19 protein-coding genes and 1 other annotated feature are annotated in these 16,082 nt (G+C 37.7%); of the genes, 13 read left to right on the forward strand and 6 right to left on the reverse strand.

The annotated features are described in order from the left end of the window. Positions 1-355: 355 nt before the first annotated feature. Positions 356-520 (forward strand): YtzI protein, encoded by a 165-nt coding sequence (gene ytzI / locus CIL03_RS08275; RefSeq protein ID WP_338061882.1) that lies wholly within the window; start codon positions 356-358, stop codon positions 518-520. 17 nt (positions 521-537) lie between these two features. Here the strand turns inward: ytzI and CIL03_RS08280 are convergent, their stop codons facing one another. Then, positions 538-1,119 (reverse strand): M15 family metallopeptidase, encoded by a 582-nt coding sequence (locus CIL03_RS08280; RefSeq protein WP_276282786.1) that lies wholly within the window; start codon positions 1,117-1,119, stop codon positions 538-540. Positions 1,120-1,525: 406 nt separating this feature from the next. Between CIL03_RS08280 and gndA the strand changes: the two genes are divergently transcribed. From gndA to proS, 10 genes are all read left to right on the forward strand, one after another. Beyond that, entirely contained in the window at positions 1,526-2,935 is a 1,410-nt protein-coding gene (gndA, locus tag CIL03_RS08285; RefSeq protein ID WP_094885362.1) for an NADP-dependent phosphogluconate dehydrogenase, read from the forward strand. A 56-nt stretch (positions 2,936-2,991) separates the two neighbouring features. Next, entirely contained in the window at positions 2,992-3,393 is a 402-nt protein-coding gene (mgsA, locus tag CIL03_RS08290; protein WP_094885363.1) for a methylglyoxal synthase, read from the forward strand. Positions 3,394-3,471: 78 nt separating this feature from the next. Next, complete coding sequence (locus CIL03_RS08295) at positions 3,472-4,947, forward strand: gluconokinase (protein ID WP_094885364.1); 1,476 nt, start codon at positions 3,472-3,474, stop codon at positions 4,945-4,947. Positions 4,948-5,008: 61 nt separating this feature from the next. Continuing rightward, a complete protein-coding gene (locus tag CIL03_RS08300; RefSeq protein ID WP_094885365.1) occupies positions 5,009-5,623 on the forward strand; it encodes a glycerol-3-phosphate acyltransferase in 615 nt (204 codons plus the stop codon). A 23-nt stretch (positions 5,624-5,646) separates the two neighbouring features. Beyond that, positions 5,647-6,132: a DUF456 domain-containing protein gene (locus tag CIL03_RS08305; protein WP_094885366.1), complete on the forward strand. Its 486-nt coding sequence runs from the start codon at positions 5,647-5,649 to the stop codon at positions 6,130-6,132. A gap of 30 nt (positions 6,133-6,162) precedes the next feature. Then, positions 6,163-6,996, forward strand: coding sequence for a bifunctional hydroxymethylpyrimidine kinase/phosphomethylpyrimidine kinase (gene thiD, locus CIL03_RS08310; protein ID WP_094885367.1), 834 nt, complete (start codon positions 6,163-6,165; stop codon positions 6,994-6,996). A gap of 71 nt (positions 6,997-7,067) precedes the next feature. Beyond that, positions 7,068-7,358 (forward strand): hypothetical protein, encoded by a 291-nt coding sequence (locus CIL03_RS08315; RefSeq protein ID WP_094885368.1) that lies wholly within the window; start codon positions 7,068-7,070, stop codon positions 7,356-7,358. A 10-nt stretch (positions 7,359-7,368) separates the two neighbouring features. Further along, positions 7,369-7,920 (forward strand): cysteine hydrolase family protein, encoded by a 552-nt coding sequence (locus CIL03_RS08320; RefSeq protein ID WP_094885369.1) that lies wholly within the window; start codon positions 7,369-7,371, stop codon positions 7,918-7,920. Between the two features lie 469 nt (positions 7,921-8,389). Continuing rightward, positions 8,390-8,920, forward strand: a complete 531-nt coding sequence (locus CIL03_RS08325; protein ID WP_094885370.1) for a GNAT family N-acetyltransferase — start codon at positions 8,390-8,392, stop codon at positions 8,918-8,920. Positions 8,921-8,966: 46 nt separating this feature from the next. Continuing rightward, positions 8,967-9,250: a binding site (T-box leader), on the forward strand. 58 nt (positions 9,251-9,308) lie between these two features. Beyond that, complete coding sequence (proS, locus tag CIL03_RS08330) at positions 9,309-10,748, forward strand: proline--tRNA ligase (RefSeq protein ID WP_094885371.1); 1,440 nt, start codon at positions 9,309-9,311, stop codon at positions 10,746-10,748. Between the two features lie 307 nt (positions 10,749-11,055). Here the strand turns inward: proS and CIL03_RS08335 are convergent, their stop codons facing one another. The 5 genes from CIL03_RS08335 to CIL03_RS08355 all read right to left on the reverse strand — a co-directional run bounded on the left by CIL03_RS08335 (position 11,056) and on the right by CIL03_RS08355 (position 15,158). Further along, the gene (locus tag CIL03_RS08335) at positions 11,056-11,538 is read right to left on the reverse strand and encodes a glutathione peroxidase (RefSeq protein WP_094885372.1); all 483 of its coding nucleotides are present in this window, start codon (positions 11,536-11,538) and stop codon (positions 11,056-11,058) included. A 214-nt stretch (positions 11,539-11,752) separates the two neighbouring features. Beyond that, positions 11,753-12,724 carry an oxygen-dependent tRNA uridine(34) hydroxylase TrhO gene (gene trhO / locus CIL03_RS08340; protein ID WP_094885373.1) on the reverse strand — a complete coding sequence of 324 codons (972 nt, stop codon included), beginning with the start codon at positions 12,722-12,724 and terminating at the stop codon, positions 11,753-11,755. Between the two features lie 162 nt (positions 12,725-12,886). Further along, positions 12,887-14,092, reverse strand: coding sequence for a site-specific integrase (locus CIL03_RS08345; protein ID WP_094885374.1), 1,206 nt, complete (start codon positions 14,090-14,092; stop codon positions 12,887-12,889). Further along, positions 14,085-14,561: an ImmA/IrrE family metallo-endopeptidase gene (locus CIL03_RS08350; RefSeq protein WP_094885375.1), complete on the reverse strand. Its 477-nt coding sequence runs from the start codon at positions 14,559-14,561 to the stop codon at positions 14,085-14,087. The genes CIL03_RS08345 and CIL03_RS08350 overlap by 8 nt, the downstream gene beginning before the upstream one ends. Positions 14,562-14,807: 246 nt before the next feature. Then, the gene (locus CIL03_RS08355; RefSeq protein WP_094885376.1) at positions 14,808-15,158 is read right to left on the reverse strand and encodes a helix-turn-helix domain-containing protein; all 351 of its coding nucleotides are present in this window, start codon (positions 15,156-15,158) and stop codon (positions 14,808-14,810) included. A gap of 308 nt (positions 15,159-15,466) precedes the next feature. Between CIL03_RS08355 and CIL03_RS08360 the strand changes: the two genes are divergently transcribed. Then, complete coding sequence (locus tag CIL03_RS08360; RefSeq protein WP_094885377.1) at positions 15,467-15,748, forward strand: helix-turn-helix transcriptional regulator; 282 nt, start codon at positions 15,467-15,469, stop codon at positions 15,746-15,748. Beyond that, on the forward strand, positions 15,748-16,068 hold the full coding sequence (locus CIL03_RS08365) for a hypothetical protein (protein ID WP_094885378.1): 321 nt from the start codon (positions 15,748-15,750) through the stop codon (positions 16,066-16,068). Before CIL03_RS08360 ends, CIL03_RS08365 begins: the two co-directional genes overlap by 1 nt. Positions 16,069-16,082 lie beyond the last annotated feature (14 nt).

Raw genomic sequence — 16,082 nt, forward strand, 5'->3', positions numbered from 1 at the left:
AAGATGTACGGGGATATCTTCCAAACAGTCATAGTATAATGTTATCGATTTATTAAATTACACTCAAACGCAGTAAATTTAGATAATTTGGAATTTAACTGCGTATTTTGTTATTTATATGAATTAATTGGAGTTTTACAAAAACATGCTGTTATATGATGCTGTTTCCTCCAAAATACTGGAAATTTGCAAAAATGTCTGGAATTCATAATTTCTGTAAACAAAAAAAGATAGTAATATTAAGGGGAAAAAGGTACCATGGGAATAATGACATAGAAGCAAGATAAGTCAGTTTCGAAAATCCAGATAAATTTTGGATTTCACCTAATAATTATAAAAAAAGTGAGGGTATATCGTGGGCGCATATATAGTAGTAGGGGCGGTTTCTCTATTGGTAGTAGCCATGGTCGTGATATTATCAATGGTTACCATCTCAAAAGGTTATGGATACAAGCATTCCATTGATTCTTTGCCGGATGAGGAGACATCTGAAGAAGATATGAATCATAAAAAAGACTGAATTAGATCGCACAATTTTCAGTGCGATCTTTCTATTTCTGAAGCATCCTCATGCTTTGGTCGTAACCCCCTCTGCAACTGGTTAATACTCAAGCCAAAGGTCATTTGTAAGTGAGGATAGTCTTTGAAATTCCTCCAGTCGCCACCCCATTCAAAGCCGAGGTCTTTTGCAATTGCAGCCACCTCAAACCAGTCAGACTCACCATTTTCATTTCCATCATAATGAATATCCCAGATGATTTCTCCACTGGAATTCTTCAAGGCATAATCCACGGCAAGTCCATAATTGTGATAAGATTCACCGGCCTTTGCATGTGTAACGATATTGCCTGCAGCCGATCTTCCTTGTTCATACAATTCATCTTGCCTGGAGTTAGATCTAATACCTTCTGTTATTACGACCTCAATATTTTGAGCCTTAGCCTCTGTCAACAGCTTATTTGTACTTTCTTCAACTATCGGATCAAGTCTTTCAGGTATCGGTGCATCACCACCTAGATCGGTATACTGTCCTTCCATTCGGTTATACAAAGCAAATAGTAAAATTAAAAATAATATAATAATGAACCAGGTCATTGAAATCTTTTTAAATTCTTTCAAAATGTAAAATCTCCTCTTGCAGCAGGTGTTTGTAGTTTAGTTTAACAGAAAAGAAGGTTTAAATATTTGGCAGCAATTAATTCTTGGACAAAACAGTCACGTCCGCTTTGGCAGAAATCATTAAGGTGGAGCGAAACGTATGCAGCCCAGGGGCGCAGCTTTTTAATCGACCAGCCTAAAGCTGAAGCGAGGACTTTCTTCACCTTCATACAACGCTACTGCAGTTGCTTGCACTTTTGTTCCCAGATTTGCTAAGCTTGGAACTCTATTGCAGTTTAATGGTACAATAAGTGATGTGAATCTGGAATTCGGGTGAGTATTAAGTTGCTTGAAAAATGTGCATAATGGAATATCAATTATTTCATGTTATCATTCTAATAATATAAACAAAGAAAGGAAATTTAACATGACAAAACAGCAAATTGGAGTTATTGGTTTAGCCGTAATGGGAAGAAATCTGGCATTAAATATCGAAAGCAGAGGGTATACTGTTTCCGTTTATAACCGGACAACAGAGAAAACAGAAGACTTTTTAAATAATGAAGCAAAAGGCAAGAATTTTGTTGGCACGAAAACAATCGAGGAATTTGTTCAATCCCTTGAGAAGCCCCGTAAAATTATGCTGATGGTTAAAGCAGGTCCGGCAACAGATGCAACCATTGAATCATTAAAGCCATATCTCGAAAAAGGAGATATCCTGATCGATGGCGGGAACACATTGTTCGAGGATACTATCCGACGCAACAAAAAGCTGGATGAAACGGGAATTCATTTTATTGGTACAGGTGTTTCAGGTGGAGAGGAAGGTGCTATGAAGGGACCTTCCATGATGCCGGGCGGACAGAAAGAGGCATACGACCTGGTAGCGCCGATCTTTGAAGCTATTGCTGCAAAAGTGGATGGAGCGCCTTGTACAACGTATATTGGTCCAGATGGTGCAGGGCATTATGTGAAAATGGTTCATAACGGTATCGAATATGGGGATATGCAGTTAATTTCGGAAGCTTATTTTATACTGAAGCATGTGCTTGGTTTAGATGCAAAAGAGCTGCATGATGTTTTTGCCGAATGGAATAAAGGGGAATTAGACAGCTATTTAATTGAAATTACTGCAGATATCTTTACGAAAATAGATGAAGAAACGGGAGAGCCGCTAGTCGAATTAGTGCTGGATAAAGCAGGCCAAAAAGGAACAGGAAAATGGACAAGCCAAAATGCACTGGAGCTTGGCGTTCCGCTGCCGCTGATTACAGAATCCGTTTTTGCACGCTGTATTTCTGCAATGAAAGATGAACGTGTGAAAGCAAGCAAAATGTTAAGCGGACCAGCATTGAATAAAATTGACGGCAACAGAGAAGAGCTGATTGAGGCTGTACGTAAAGCTCTATATATGAGTAAAATCTGCTCCTACGCACAAGGGTTTGCACAAATGCGGGCACAGTCAGAGGAGTATGGCTGGGATCTTAAATATGGTGATATCGCAATGATATGGCGGGGAGGCTGTATTATCCGTGCCCAATTCCTGCAAAAAATTAAGGAAGCTTATGACACGGATCCAGAATTAGCTAATCTATTATTAGACCCGTATTTTAAAGGAATTGTTGAAGAATACCAGACTGCATTGCGTGAAGTTGTAGCAATTGCTGTGAAAAATGGTATTGCTGTACCGGCATTCTCAAGTGCAATAGCATATTATGACAGTTATCGAACAGCAGACCTGCCTGCAAACCTTTTGCAGGCACAGCGTGATTACTTTGGTGCACATACGTATGAACGTAAAGATAAAGAAGGTGTGTTCCATACGAACTGGATTTAAGAATCCTCTTTTAAATCAGTAGTGACATAGAGAAGAAAATGGGAGGGGAATGAACTTTGAAAATTGCTTTAATTGCCCATGATAAAAAGAAGGATGATCTCATTCAGTTTTCTCAGGCGTATAAATTTATACTGGAGAAGCATCAGCTATTTGCAACAGGCACAACAGGACTTAGAATAGAAGAAGGGACAGGGCTCTCTATTCACCGCTTCCAGTCTGGACCGCTTGGTGGAGACCAGCAGATAGGTGCGATGGTTGCCGAAAATAAAATGGACATGATTATATTTTTCCGCGATCCACTAACTGCTCAGCCGCATGAACCTGACATCTCAGCACTCATGCGCCTCAGTGATGTATATTCAATCCCATTAGCTACAAACATTGGAACAGCAGAGATTTTAGTGCGCGGTTTGGAGCATGGGGACCTGGAGTGGCGTGAAATAACACAAGAAAACTAATTGAATAATTAATTTAAAAAAGGCTTTGGCAAATGTGCACCAAAGCCTTTTTCAAAAGAATTTTAAAGGTGGGATTTGATGAGGCGGGAGCTGGTTATCGGACTTGATATTGGAACTACAAGTGTTAAAGCTGTTCTATTTAATGTAAAAGGCAGACTGATTGCTGATGCAGAAGAATTGATCACTACCCATTACCCCCGTCCAGATTGGGCAGAACAAAACCCGGAAAAAATTGAAAAATCAGCTGTACATGCCTTATCAACGGTTATCCAAAAAGGGGATGTGCAAAACGGAGAACTACTGACGGTTGGCTTATCTTGTGCCATGCACTCCGTGATTTGTATAAATGATGAATTTGAGCCACTGTCACCAATGATTATATGGTCTGATGGGAGAGCCAGCGAGCAGGCAGACAAGTTAATGAAGAATTCCGGTCATTCCATTTATTTAAAAACAGGGACACCGATCCATCCAATGTCCCCATTCGTTAAATTGGTGTGGATGAAGGAAACTAAATATAAGCCTTATCAACAGGCAGCTTATTTTATGACAATGAAGGAATACTTGCTGCAAAAATGGTTTCATAAAAGATTGATTGATTATTCGATGGCTTCCTCAACTGGATTATTTAACTTATTGACTCAGGTTTGGGACCAACAGGCGCTGGCCCTCGCTGGAATCAGTGAGCAACAGCTATCTGAAATTACCCCACCTACAAAAGTATTAACAGGCATGAAAAAGAAGGTTGCTGAAGAAATTGGGATAGATACTGAAATTCCGTTTGCAGTGGGTGCCGCTGATGGCCAGCTGGCAAACCTTGGAAGTGGTTCCATTGCCCAGGGGGAAGTGAATATATCGGCAGGTACGAGTGGAGCAATAAGGCAGTTCATTAAGGGCTCAAGAGTTAATCAAAAGCAGGAAACATTCACATACGGATTTACTAAAGACCTGTCCATCATTGGTGGTGCAAGCAATAATGGCGGTATTGCCTTACAATGGCTGAAGGAATTGCTGGAATTTCAGGGAAGCTACAATGAATTAATTAAATCAGCAGAGAAAATTGACCCTGGGGCCGATGGACTGATATTTTTGCCTTATATAAATGGGGAAAGGGCACCTTTATGGAATGGAAGGGCAAAAGGCAACTTCTATGGTCTTAATATTGGACATAAAAAAGAGCATCTTGTACGGGCTGCACTCGAAGGAATAACCTTCAATTTATATCAGATTGGAAAGTCATTGGAGATAATTGCGGGGAAGCCATTGAAAATTAACGTTAATGGCGGACTTTCTAAATCCGATTTATGGGTACAGATCGTGGCGGACATATTTGGGAAAGAAATCCATGTTTCCAATACTCATCATAATGCAGCCTGGGGAGCAGCATGGATTGCCTTAGTTGGAATTGAAAAAGAAAAATCATTAGAAGAAATTAAAAAAAACCTGCCAGAAGAAAAAATAATAAAACCAAATCTGAAAAATCATAATAAATATATAGTAATATATGATAAGTATGAGAAGTTAGCCAGGAGTATCTCAGCATTTTTTAAATAAAAATTCCAATTGAGTATTCTTTGCAGTTGTTTTTCGATATATTAAAGCAAGGGGGGAGTCCATGTATTTTCTAATTGTCAGCCTAATCGGCTATTTTTTCGGCTGTCTTCACGGTTCGCAAATTGTCAGCAAGTATAAAAAGACCGATATTAAAAACTCCGGTGTAAAAAACTCTGGTGCCTCAAATACGACAATAGTGTTGGGGTGGAAGTATGGAATTTTAGTTGCACTTATCGATATTTTTAAAGCTACATTAGCAATTATTTTAGTTTTATATATTTTAAATGAAAGCGGGATTACCGGGGAAACAAAGAACTTGCTTGTATATGTTACTGCACTGTTTATAATTATCGGTCATAATTACCCGGTAACGATGAAGTTTAGCGGAGGGAAAGGTACCGCATCGCTGGTTGGAGTTCTGCTTGCGATAGACTGGAAAATAGCTGTGATAGGGATTGGTATCCTGCTGATTTTCACGTTTGCTACAGATTATCTGGTTGTTGGTGTGTTGTTTATGTATGTATCATTTTTAATTACGACGTACTTCTACTTTGGAATTGAACCCACCATGATCGTGGTTTTATTATCAGTATTAAGTGTTATGAAACATATGGAAAATTATAAACGTATATTAATGAAAGAAGAAACGAAACTTTCGAGTATGTTTCGAAAGTAAAACTGAACTGATCGGAGGGAAACATGCTGGATATTGTTATATGGATTGTTATTATTGCACTATTTATTCTAAGCTTCGCGGGGATAATCTTCCCAATCATCCCGTCCGTTTTAGTACTGTGGGTCGGCTTTATTCTTTACCATTTTATAATTAGTTCGAATGAGCTGAATGTTTTCTTTTGGATTATCATGATTGTGTTTACAGTGATTCTAATTATCGCTGATATCATCGCAAACAGTTACTTTGTGAAAAAATTTGGTGGAAGCAAATGGGGAGAACGGGGTGCTGCAATTGCGGTCATCGTGGGTTCATTTATTATTCCGCCATTTGGCATCCTGATTGTTCCTTTTGCAGTTGTGTTTATTATTGAAATGCTTCAGAAAAAAACAGTGAAAGATGCATTTCGGGCATCCATTGGATCACTCATTGGATTTTTAGGAGGGGCATTTGCCAAAGTGGTGATTCAAATTGTTATGATAGCCTGGTTTTTTGTCGTAGTATTACTATAATCAATAAATTTCCAGAAAGAAGGATTTATCATGAATTATCCATCACGAGTCATTACAATTGCAGGATCGGCAGCAGGTGGAAGCGCCGGGATCCAGGCAGATTTAAAAACGTTTCAGGAATTGGATGTATATGGAATGAGCGTTGTTACAGCAATTGTAGGACGACATCCTGAGACATATAAAAATGTACATCCACAAACAATCGAAGCAATTGAAGCACAATTCGATACAGCCATGAAACAAGTAGGGACTGACAGTCTTAAGACAGGAATGTTATTTTCCAAAGACGTAATTGAAACAGCAGCGGAATTAATACAGGATTCTCGTATAGAAAACATTGTTGTTGATCCTGTAATGGTTGGTAAATTAGATTCGAAGCTATTGGAAGATGATGCGATAGAAGCATTAAAAGATAGTTTAATACCTAATGCAACCATTATTACACCTAATATGCCGGAAGCTTCTTTTCTGCTTGATGGTAGAACGATAGACAGTATCGATGGATTGAAAAAGGCTGCAATCGACCTGCATCAATTAGGAGCTAATTATGTTTTGGTGAAGGGTGGAAGACTTAAAGGTCCTGCTGTAGATGTATTGTATGATGGCAAGACGGTTACAATGCTTGAAGCACCAAGAATTGATACAGTGAATACGAGTGGTGCAGGCTGTACATATTCTGCAGCAATAGCTGCATATTTAGCAAAGGGTAAAACAGTATTGGAAGCAGTCAGACTTGCTAAGAGCTTTGTTACAACAGCAATTGAACATGGTTTTTCCTATACAGAGAAAGTTGGACCAACGTATCATGCGGCTGAAAGGAAGTATGGAGAGGCTCATAAAATTAAGGTGAAAAAGCTTACTTAATTTTTGGATAAATCAGCTTAGACTGTTAAAATGATATGGAAGACAAATAAAAATACTGGGAGGTATGTGCAGTGGATTATGAACACGAACACGAGCATGATCATCGTCACGATACCGTAACTACAGCAGAGAAAGAAGATTTATTAGGTTTAGTGCATATGCGATTCGGACATCTGCCTGATGAGATACATGAGAAAATCATGGCTATTGGGGACTTGGATGTGCTGGACCGATTATTTCTTATAGCAGTAAATGCCGCAAACTGGGATGTATTTGTTGCGGAATTAAATGAAGGTACTGATTCATTTAAAATGACAGGTGACGGCTTTGATCCTTTAGCAGAAAAAAAGAAAGAAGAATAAGGTGAAGCAAATGGGGACACGAGCATTAATTAATGTTGATTATACAAATGATTTTGTTGCTAAAGATGGCAAATTAACATGTGGAGTGCCCGGACAAGCAATTGAGGAAAAGGTAACTTCCATAACAAATGACTTTATCGAAGCGGGAGATTATGTTGTATTTGCTATTGATGCGCACCTGGACGGGGACAAACTCCATCCTGAGTCATCCCTGTTTCCGCCGCATAATCTCATTGGTACTTCGGGACGGAGTTTATACGGGAAACTTGCAGCTGTTTATGAACAGAACAAGCAAAAAGAAAATGTATATTACTATGATAAAACCCGTTACAGTGCTTTTGCCGGAACAGATCTGGAATTAAAGCTGCGTGAAAGAGGGATTCATGAGATCCATATTATCGGTGTATGTACGGATATTTGTGTATTGCATACAGCAGTTGATGCGTATAATAAGGGATTCTCTATTGTAGTACATAAAGATGCGGTTGCCAGTTTTAATCCTGCAGGACATGACTGGGCGCTGGGACATTTTACAGATACATTGGGTGCAAAAGTCATATAATTGGAGAAGCTTGCAGATATTTTAGATTTGCAGGCTTTTCTTATGAGATGGTTTAGCTAGAAATCATGTAAAGGGAGCGCCTATGAGCCAAAACTCAGCGAAAGCAGTCATAAAAGGTAACATAGAGAACGTCTATAAGCCAAAACTCAGCGAAAGCAGTTATAAAAGGTAACATAGGGAACGTCTATGAGCCCAACCCCAGGGACAGCAGTCATAAAAGGTAACATAGGGAAGGTCTATGAGCCCAAACTCAGGGACAGCAGTCATAAAAGGTAACATAGGGAAGGCCTATAAGCCTAAACTCAGGGACAGCAGTCATAAAAGGTAACATAGGGAACGTTTATAAGCCCAAACGCAGAGAAAGTGGCAATAAAAGTAACATGGAAAGCATTTATAACAGAAAAATGATAAAAAGATACTATAGATCAGTATTCAGCAAATGCGAACAACGGTATTGGGAGAGGATATGATGAAGTTATTTAAGAAAAATAATTTTGAGGCGTACACTGTAGAAAAAGCGACAGATGCTGACAGCTCTGTTGTTTTCAAGATTCTGCAGGGAGCTGCCGCCTGGCTCAAGGAAAAAGGGATCTTACAATGGGAGCATTTGTACAATGAAGTGGAAGTTAATGAGATTATCGAGGACATCCAAGCTGGTATAACATATAAAGTGTTAAATAACACAGGAGAAATCGTTGCTGTATTTAATTTTTCTGAAATGCAAAATGAATGGGACATTGCAATGTGGGGGAAAAGAGTGGATCATGCGTTTTATATTCATCGTCTGGCAGTACATAAAGACCATCATAATAAACAGATTGGCAGGAAAACGCTTGAATGGATTGATGAAAATATTCAGCTGAACCATGGATTTGTGCGACTCGATTGCATTGCGGATAATCCAGTACTCAATGATTTTTATCAGCAGGCAGGTTATCGCTTTGCAGGGCATGTTGGGGTAGGGGAAGACAAATTTTCCATCTATGAAAAAGCTTTTTAAGCCGGATTTGACTTTGTCCGCATATCATTATATATTAAGGAATATACAGGAAACGATGACGAGGATTAGTATAATTGACTGTCTTTTAAAGAGAGGAAATGGATGCTGTGAATTTCCAAAGAAGTCGATTAGAACCTGCCTTCTGAGTTCGCCGCCGGAAAAGCGATTTTCGCTGTAAGGTGTGCGCGGTTGATGACCGTTATCAAACGAAGTGGCATACAAAGCCCACAGCCGGATATTGAATACTAGAGCCATTGATCTTGTATCAATTAATATTGCGCGCTTTGTAATTGCAAGCAAGGGTGGTACCACCAGACCTCGGTCCCTTTTTAGGATGCGGGGATTTTTTGTGTTCAAAAATAAATTTAACAATAAAGAGGTGTTTAGCTTGGGAAAGAAAAACAAGCAGTTTGTAGAAAAAATCACTGCAATGGAAGATGACTTCGCTCAATGGTATACAGATGTAGTAAAACAGGCGGAATTGGTTGAATACGGTTTGGTTAGAGGAACAATGATCATTAAACCATACGGATTTGCCATTTGGGAAAACGTGAAGAACGAATTGGACCGCCAAATTAAAGAAACAGGTCATTCCAATGTAGCATTTCCTGTATTTATTCCGGAAAGCCTGCTGCAAAAGGAAAAAGATCATGTCGAAGGATTTGCTCCTGAAGTGGCCTGGATAACACATGGCGGGGATGAAGAGCTTGCAGAACGACTTGCATTCCGCCCAACTTCTGAAGTGCTATTCTGTGATTACTATTCTAAAAATATCCATTCTTACAGAGACCTGCCAAAACTGTATAACCAATGGGGCAATGTTGTGCGCTGGGAGAAAACAACCCGTCCGTTTCTGCGTTCTTCAGAGTTTCACTGGCAGGAAGGCCATACAGCCCATGCAACCGATGAGGATGCAGCTGAAGAAACAGACAGAATGCTCGGTGTTTATGCTGATGTAGTAGAAAATTACCTGGCTATCCCTGTTCTTCGGGGACGTAAAACTGAAAAGGAAAAGTTTGCCGGTGCCAAATACACATTAACGATTGAGGCTTTGATGCATGATGGAAAAGCATTGCAATCTGGAACATCTCATCACTTCGGATCAGGTTTTGCAGAAGCTTTTGATATTACTTATCTGGACGAAAATGGTGACAGCCAGTTTGTTCATCAAACTTCATGGGGCCTATCAACACGGATTATGGGTGCTTTAATCATGGTGCATGGTGACAATCGTGGATTGGTGATACCGCCAAGAATCGCTCCAACCCAAGCAATGATTGTACCAATCGCCCAGCATAAAGAGGGCGTTTTAGATAAAGCCTATGATTTGCGTGACCGGTTAAACGATCTTATTCGTGTGGATATCGACGCAAGTGATAAGATGCCTGGCTGGAAATTTAATGAATATGAAATGAAGGGCATCCCTGTACGGATCGAAATGGGACCTAAAGATATTGAGAAGGAACAAGTTGTCTTAGTCCGCCGTGATACAGGAGAAAAAGAATTTGTTGCACTGAACGAACTTGAGGAACGCCTGCCAGCTTTACTGGATGAAATACAGACAAATTTATATAATAAGGCTCTGGAGCATCGCAATGAAAAAACCACTGTTGCAAAGGACATGGATGAATTCAAACAAACGCTTGATCAAAAAACTGGATTCATCAAAGCAATGTGGTGTGGCGATAATGAATGTGAAGAGAAGATTAAGGAAGAAACTACAGCAACTTCACGCTGCATCCCTTTTGAACAGGAATCAGTATCAGATACATGTGTCTGCTGTGGAAAAGAAGCAAAAGAATTAGTAATTTGGGCTAAGGCATATTAATGTTTTGAAACAAGCGCTTTTATTAGCGCTTGTTTTTAAATAGGCTTTAAAGTTGTGAAGATTGTAGAAATTGAGAGAAAACAGAAATAGTTGAGAGACAGGTGGGGGAAGTTGAGAGAAAACAGAAATAGTTGAGAGACTGAGCGGCAAAGTTGAGAGACCCCCTCTGAAAGCTGAGAGACAGCAAGGGAATCTGCAGTTATCTCTCAGCTTTTGGTGGATATCTCTCAACTAAGCTGACGTGTCTCTCAACTTTCAAACTTGTTTCTACCTTCTTCATCCTGCAATGAACTTGCAGGGTATAAAATTATTTATCCTGTAAAGCAGTTTGTATATCTTTTTCAACACTCTCGGGTTTTGTTTGCGGTGCATAGCGATTTATTACTTCACCGTCCCGATTAATTAAGAACTTAGTAAAATTCCATTTTATTTGGCTGTTTAACATTCCTTTAGTTTCAGAGGTTAGATAATTAAACAATGGATGTGCATTTTCGCCTTTAACATCAATTTTGCTGTACATTTGAAAAGATACACCATAGTTGCTTTGGCAAAAATGGGAAATCTCTGCATCTGTTCCGGGATCCTGGCTATTGAATTGGTTACAAGGGAACCCAAGAACCTCAAAGCCCTGATCCTGATAGGTTTCAAATAATTGTTGCAGTCCCTGAAACTGTGGTGTAAACCCGCATTCACTTGCTGTATTTACAATTAACAATACTTTTCCTTTATGCTCTTTTAGTGATCTTTCCTCACCTAGCATTGTTTTGGCAGAAAAATCATAAACACTCATGTGAAGAGGCCTCCTTTTCTAAAGGTTAGCAATCCAGTATTCAGATGTCAATGATGTTAACCAGATAAAGCAGAGGCCATTCACTATAAATTAAAATATTGCGAAAATACCGGTCACTGTCACACTTTTCACACACATAGTTTTTGATAAAAATAAAACAGGCAAACCATATATGATTTGGCCTGTTTATTTATGAAATGTGAATCCGACAAGCTTAAGCTTCTTGTTTCAAGCTTTCTCCAATGGCTTCCAGTCGTTCCTGAACTTCGCCTTGAGTTAAGCCATGTTCTTTGACATACATGTTGCGTGGGCTAACACGGCATTCATGGGTGCAGCCTCGCATATATTTATGCTCGTTTTCCTCAGAGGAAAGTATTTGTTTGTTACATTCCGGATTGGCACAGTTTACATAGCGTTCACATGGCTGACCATCAAAATAGTCCACTCCGACTACAACGTGTTCTTTTCGATTGATTGGTACAGAGATGCGTTCATCAAATACATAGCACTGTCCATCCCATAATTCACCTTGAACTTCCGGATCTTTTCCGTATGAGACTATCCCGCCATGCAGCTGACCTACATTCTCAAAGCCCTCTTCAAGCAGCCAACCTGAGAATTTCTCACAGCGGATTCCGCCGGTACAATATGTCAGTACCTTTTTACCTTTGATCTGATCTTTGTTATTACGGATCCAATCGGGTAACTCGCGGAACGTTTCGATTTCTGGGCGAATTGCTCCACGGAAATGCCCTAAATCATATTCATAATCATTCCGTGCATCAATGACAACTGTATCTTCGTCTTGCATTGCATCATAAAATTCCTTTGGAGATAAATGCTGGCCAGTTGTCTGCAAAGGATTAATATCATCTTCCAGACGAAGTGTTACCAATTCTTTACGCGGGCGCACATGCATTTTCTTAAATGCATGTCCTTCATGCTCATCAATCTTGAATACCATATCAGCAAAGCGTGGATCATTGTGCATTGCTTCCATATATTCAGTGGTCTGCTCAACAGTTCCGGAAACAGTACCATTGATTCCTTCATGAGCTACAAGTATTCTTCCCTTTAAATCTAAATCCTTGCAAAATTGAAGATGCTCCGCGGCATAGCCCTCAGGATCCTCAATATGCACATAGTTATAGTACAATAAAACCTGATAATTTTTATTGCTTTCCATGTTATTTACCACCTGTCATTTATATTTGCAAGATACAAATGTTTGGGGTGTGATATTAATTTATAATCTTGCACAAAGGTTATTATAACAAGGTTTTTTATAAATTTCAAAATGAATATTTTGGACGAAATATTTTTTTGACCAACTTTTTGACCAACTTTACTAAAAATCAATTGTTTTTCTTACTTCATCCATCATTTTATTAAACTTTGCAGCAACCTTTTTCTTTTGTCCCTTGGTTGTATGTGCATAAATTTTTATCAATGTTTTTGTGTCCTCTTGTCCAAGTCTTTCTGCTATATCTCTGAGTGGAATGTCTGCTTCAATACAAAGTGATGCGTGTGTATGTCGTAATGAATGAGGAGATAACATAGTTGGATAATCCATCTTGATTAGAATTTTCTTCATGTGGTCATAAATGAATTGTGGGTCAATTGGATAGCCAGGATATTTGTTATAATTATTAAAAACATAATCAAAATCATTGTAAGATTTACCGCATTCTTTTTTAAACTTTTCTTGCCAGTCAAGGTGTTTTTTTAATTCTTCAAAGACTTTTTTATCTACATCTATTTCGCGGACCGACTTTGCGGTTTTAGGTCGATGGGGAGCGATGTCATTAGCTCTCTTGCTTTCACTATAATAAGTCTTCGTGACTGTTATTGTCTGGTTATCAAAGTCAATATCGTCCCATTTTAACACAATTAATTCACCACGTCTAAGCCCGGTAAAAGCTAAAGTTAAAAATATAATATAGTCCTGTGGGTATTGGTCGCTTTTGGCAGCTTGTAAAAATTTTGCTAATTCCTCTTTTTCCAAGTATTTTTCTTTTTCATCTAAATCTAAAGTCGTTGTATCATTGTTATCGTTTAGAAATCGAAAATCAATATGACTAGTTGGATTATTTTTCAAATAGCCCTCAGAAATAGCATATTTAAAAATTAGGCTGGCAGTTGAATGGATTGCTTTAATGGTATTATATGTCATTCCATCATCTTGTAACTTGTGTAATATTTGTAAGTAGTTCTTTTTTGATATATTTTTTAGCATCATTCTACTTTGAATATACCTGCATAGTATTTTCACTCTGGTTCTTCTTGCATCGAGTGTACTTTTTTTAACCAACTTTTTATAATACTTAAACCAGATCGGTATAAAGTCAATAAATAGAATATTTGAATCTTGTTTGAAGGTGCCATCTGATAAACTGAGTTCTAACTTACGGGCAGATGCTTGGGCTTCTCTTTTGGTTCTAAAACCCCGTTTTGTAGTGTATTTCCTTCTTCCTGAAAATGGATCATTTCCTATTAGAACTTTATATAACCACCGTTCACCTTTTTTAGTGTTATACTTTTGATAACTAGCCATTTTTCGTCACTCCTGTTAAATTATCCTCATATAACGCAATTCTTTTTTGGGCAAAGTTGTATTCAACATTAAATGAATGTACGATAGCGTCTTCATTAATATCATGCAGTTGTTCTAACATAAAAGAAGGAATGCAAAATAGGTAAGCAAATTCATTTATTTCGTTGCTCTGTAGCTCCTTGAAAATAGAAGGTAAATTTGCTAGAAGATCATTAAAAGATGATAAGTGACCCAGTGCATGTCCATAATCTTGCCATACTTTTTGTTCAGATTGATTCTTGTTCAAAAATACATTGGGCTTGCCATCTAAATTATTTACTTCCGTTAAACCCTCATAGAAATAGGTTCGAATGTTTAGTCTCTCGGAGATTACCTTTATAGTATTTTGATCTTTAAATTGAATAGGTTCCAGGATATTCAACACGAGAAATAATTGCATGATCTCTTTATTCAATTTAGTATAAGTCATGTAGTCACCTCATTAAATTTTTTATGGAAAAATCTAAGGTGTCATTTCAACTATATTTTCAAATAATTACAGGTCCTGTATTTCCAAATACGTGAATAAAACTATAAAAGTTCCAATATTTAGAAATTTAAGTCATAACTACTGGAATGTATGTTCTGTTTATAGTTCTAATAATACCCTATCTTATTTTGTTTTTAATAGATAGGGTAAAAGTTCCTATTATAGAATAATCATTTAAAACACGTTTTATTTTCCTTGATCTTTAATAATCTCCCACATTTGTCGTAGTTTTCGAAGGTCTTCTTCCTTTGAACGGGGTAATTCTTTGTACCACCTTTTTAGGTCTGGATCAGTGATTGCATCGTAAAATGCTTCATCTTCCTTCACGTAATCACTCTTTTCTTCGGTTATACCCAAAAGATAATCGGAAGAAATATTAAGAACCTTAGATAACTTTTTTAACATATCGTTTGGAGGTGTACTATAGTCGTTCTCATAATTACTAATAGTTCCTTTCTTAGTGCCAACCTTCTCCGCAAGCTGCGTTTGCGTAAGTTTATTCTGCTTTCTCATTTCCCGTAATCTCGTAGCTAACATTTCGCAACACCTCACTTCACTCTATAAATATATTTTACCCTACTTTATACATCTAGTACAAGCTTCTTATACTTATTATTATATTATATTTTGATTTTTTAATATTTTGATTTTTTAATATTTTGATTGCTCAAGTACAAAAAATTCATACTTATATTGGTACAAAAAGCTATATATTTAGATATATATTAAATAAAAGTACAAGTATTTTATACTTTTCTGTTGACATACAATATTTTCATACTTATACTGGAATCAATAGTACAAGAAAGTCATACATCAAACAAATAATTCAAAGGGCGTGAAAAATGAAAAATGTAAATCTGATTTATGCTAGAAAAGTGAAAGGATTAACTCAGGAACAGCTTGGAAAAAGGATTGATTACAATAAGTCAACCGTTTCAAATTGGGAAAACGGGCACTCAATACCTCGGATAAAGGATGCATTTAGGCTTGCTGAAATTCTTGAAAAGGATATATCTTTTCTTTTTTTTAATCAGTATGTACAAGAATATCATACTTTATTCGTCAGACAAGAAAATCTTGATAGAAGTTCATTATTAAAAATTTACAAAGGAGGATTTAACTAATGCAGCTTACCCTTGATGAACTCAAAGCGAAGTTGTTGGAAGAAAACCTAAAAGAGTTATTTATCGAAGCGTACAAGCAGGGTGTGAAAGATGGCCAGGACAAATATTATTATCCGGATCTATTAACCAAAAAGGATTTGATCAAGATTTTTCAAGTAAAGGAGCCAACAGTAAACAAAATTGTTGCTATCCCGGGTTTTCCAAAATCGCAATTTGTGACTGCACGATATCCAAGAGATGAAGTGTTTAAGTGGATAAATAATAACAGTATTTCAGCAGAAGAAATCAATATACAGAGTCCACAAAGTTTAATGGGCTAATAAATAGGAAGGAG

This window comes from Virgibacillus indicus, assembly GCF_002266285.1.
GTDB lineage: Bacteria > Bacillota > Bacilli > Bacillales > Amphibacillaceae > Virgibacillus_K > Virgibacillus_K indicus.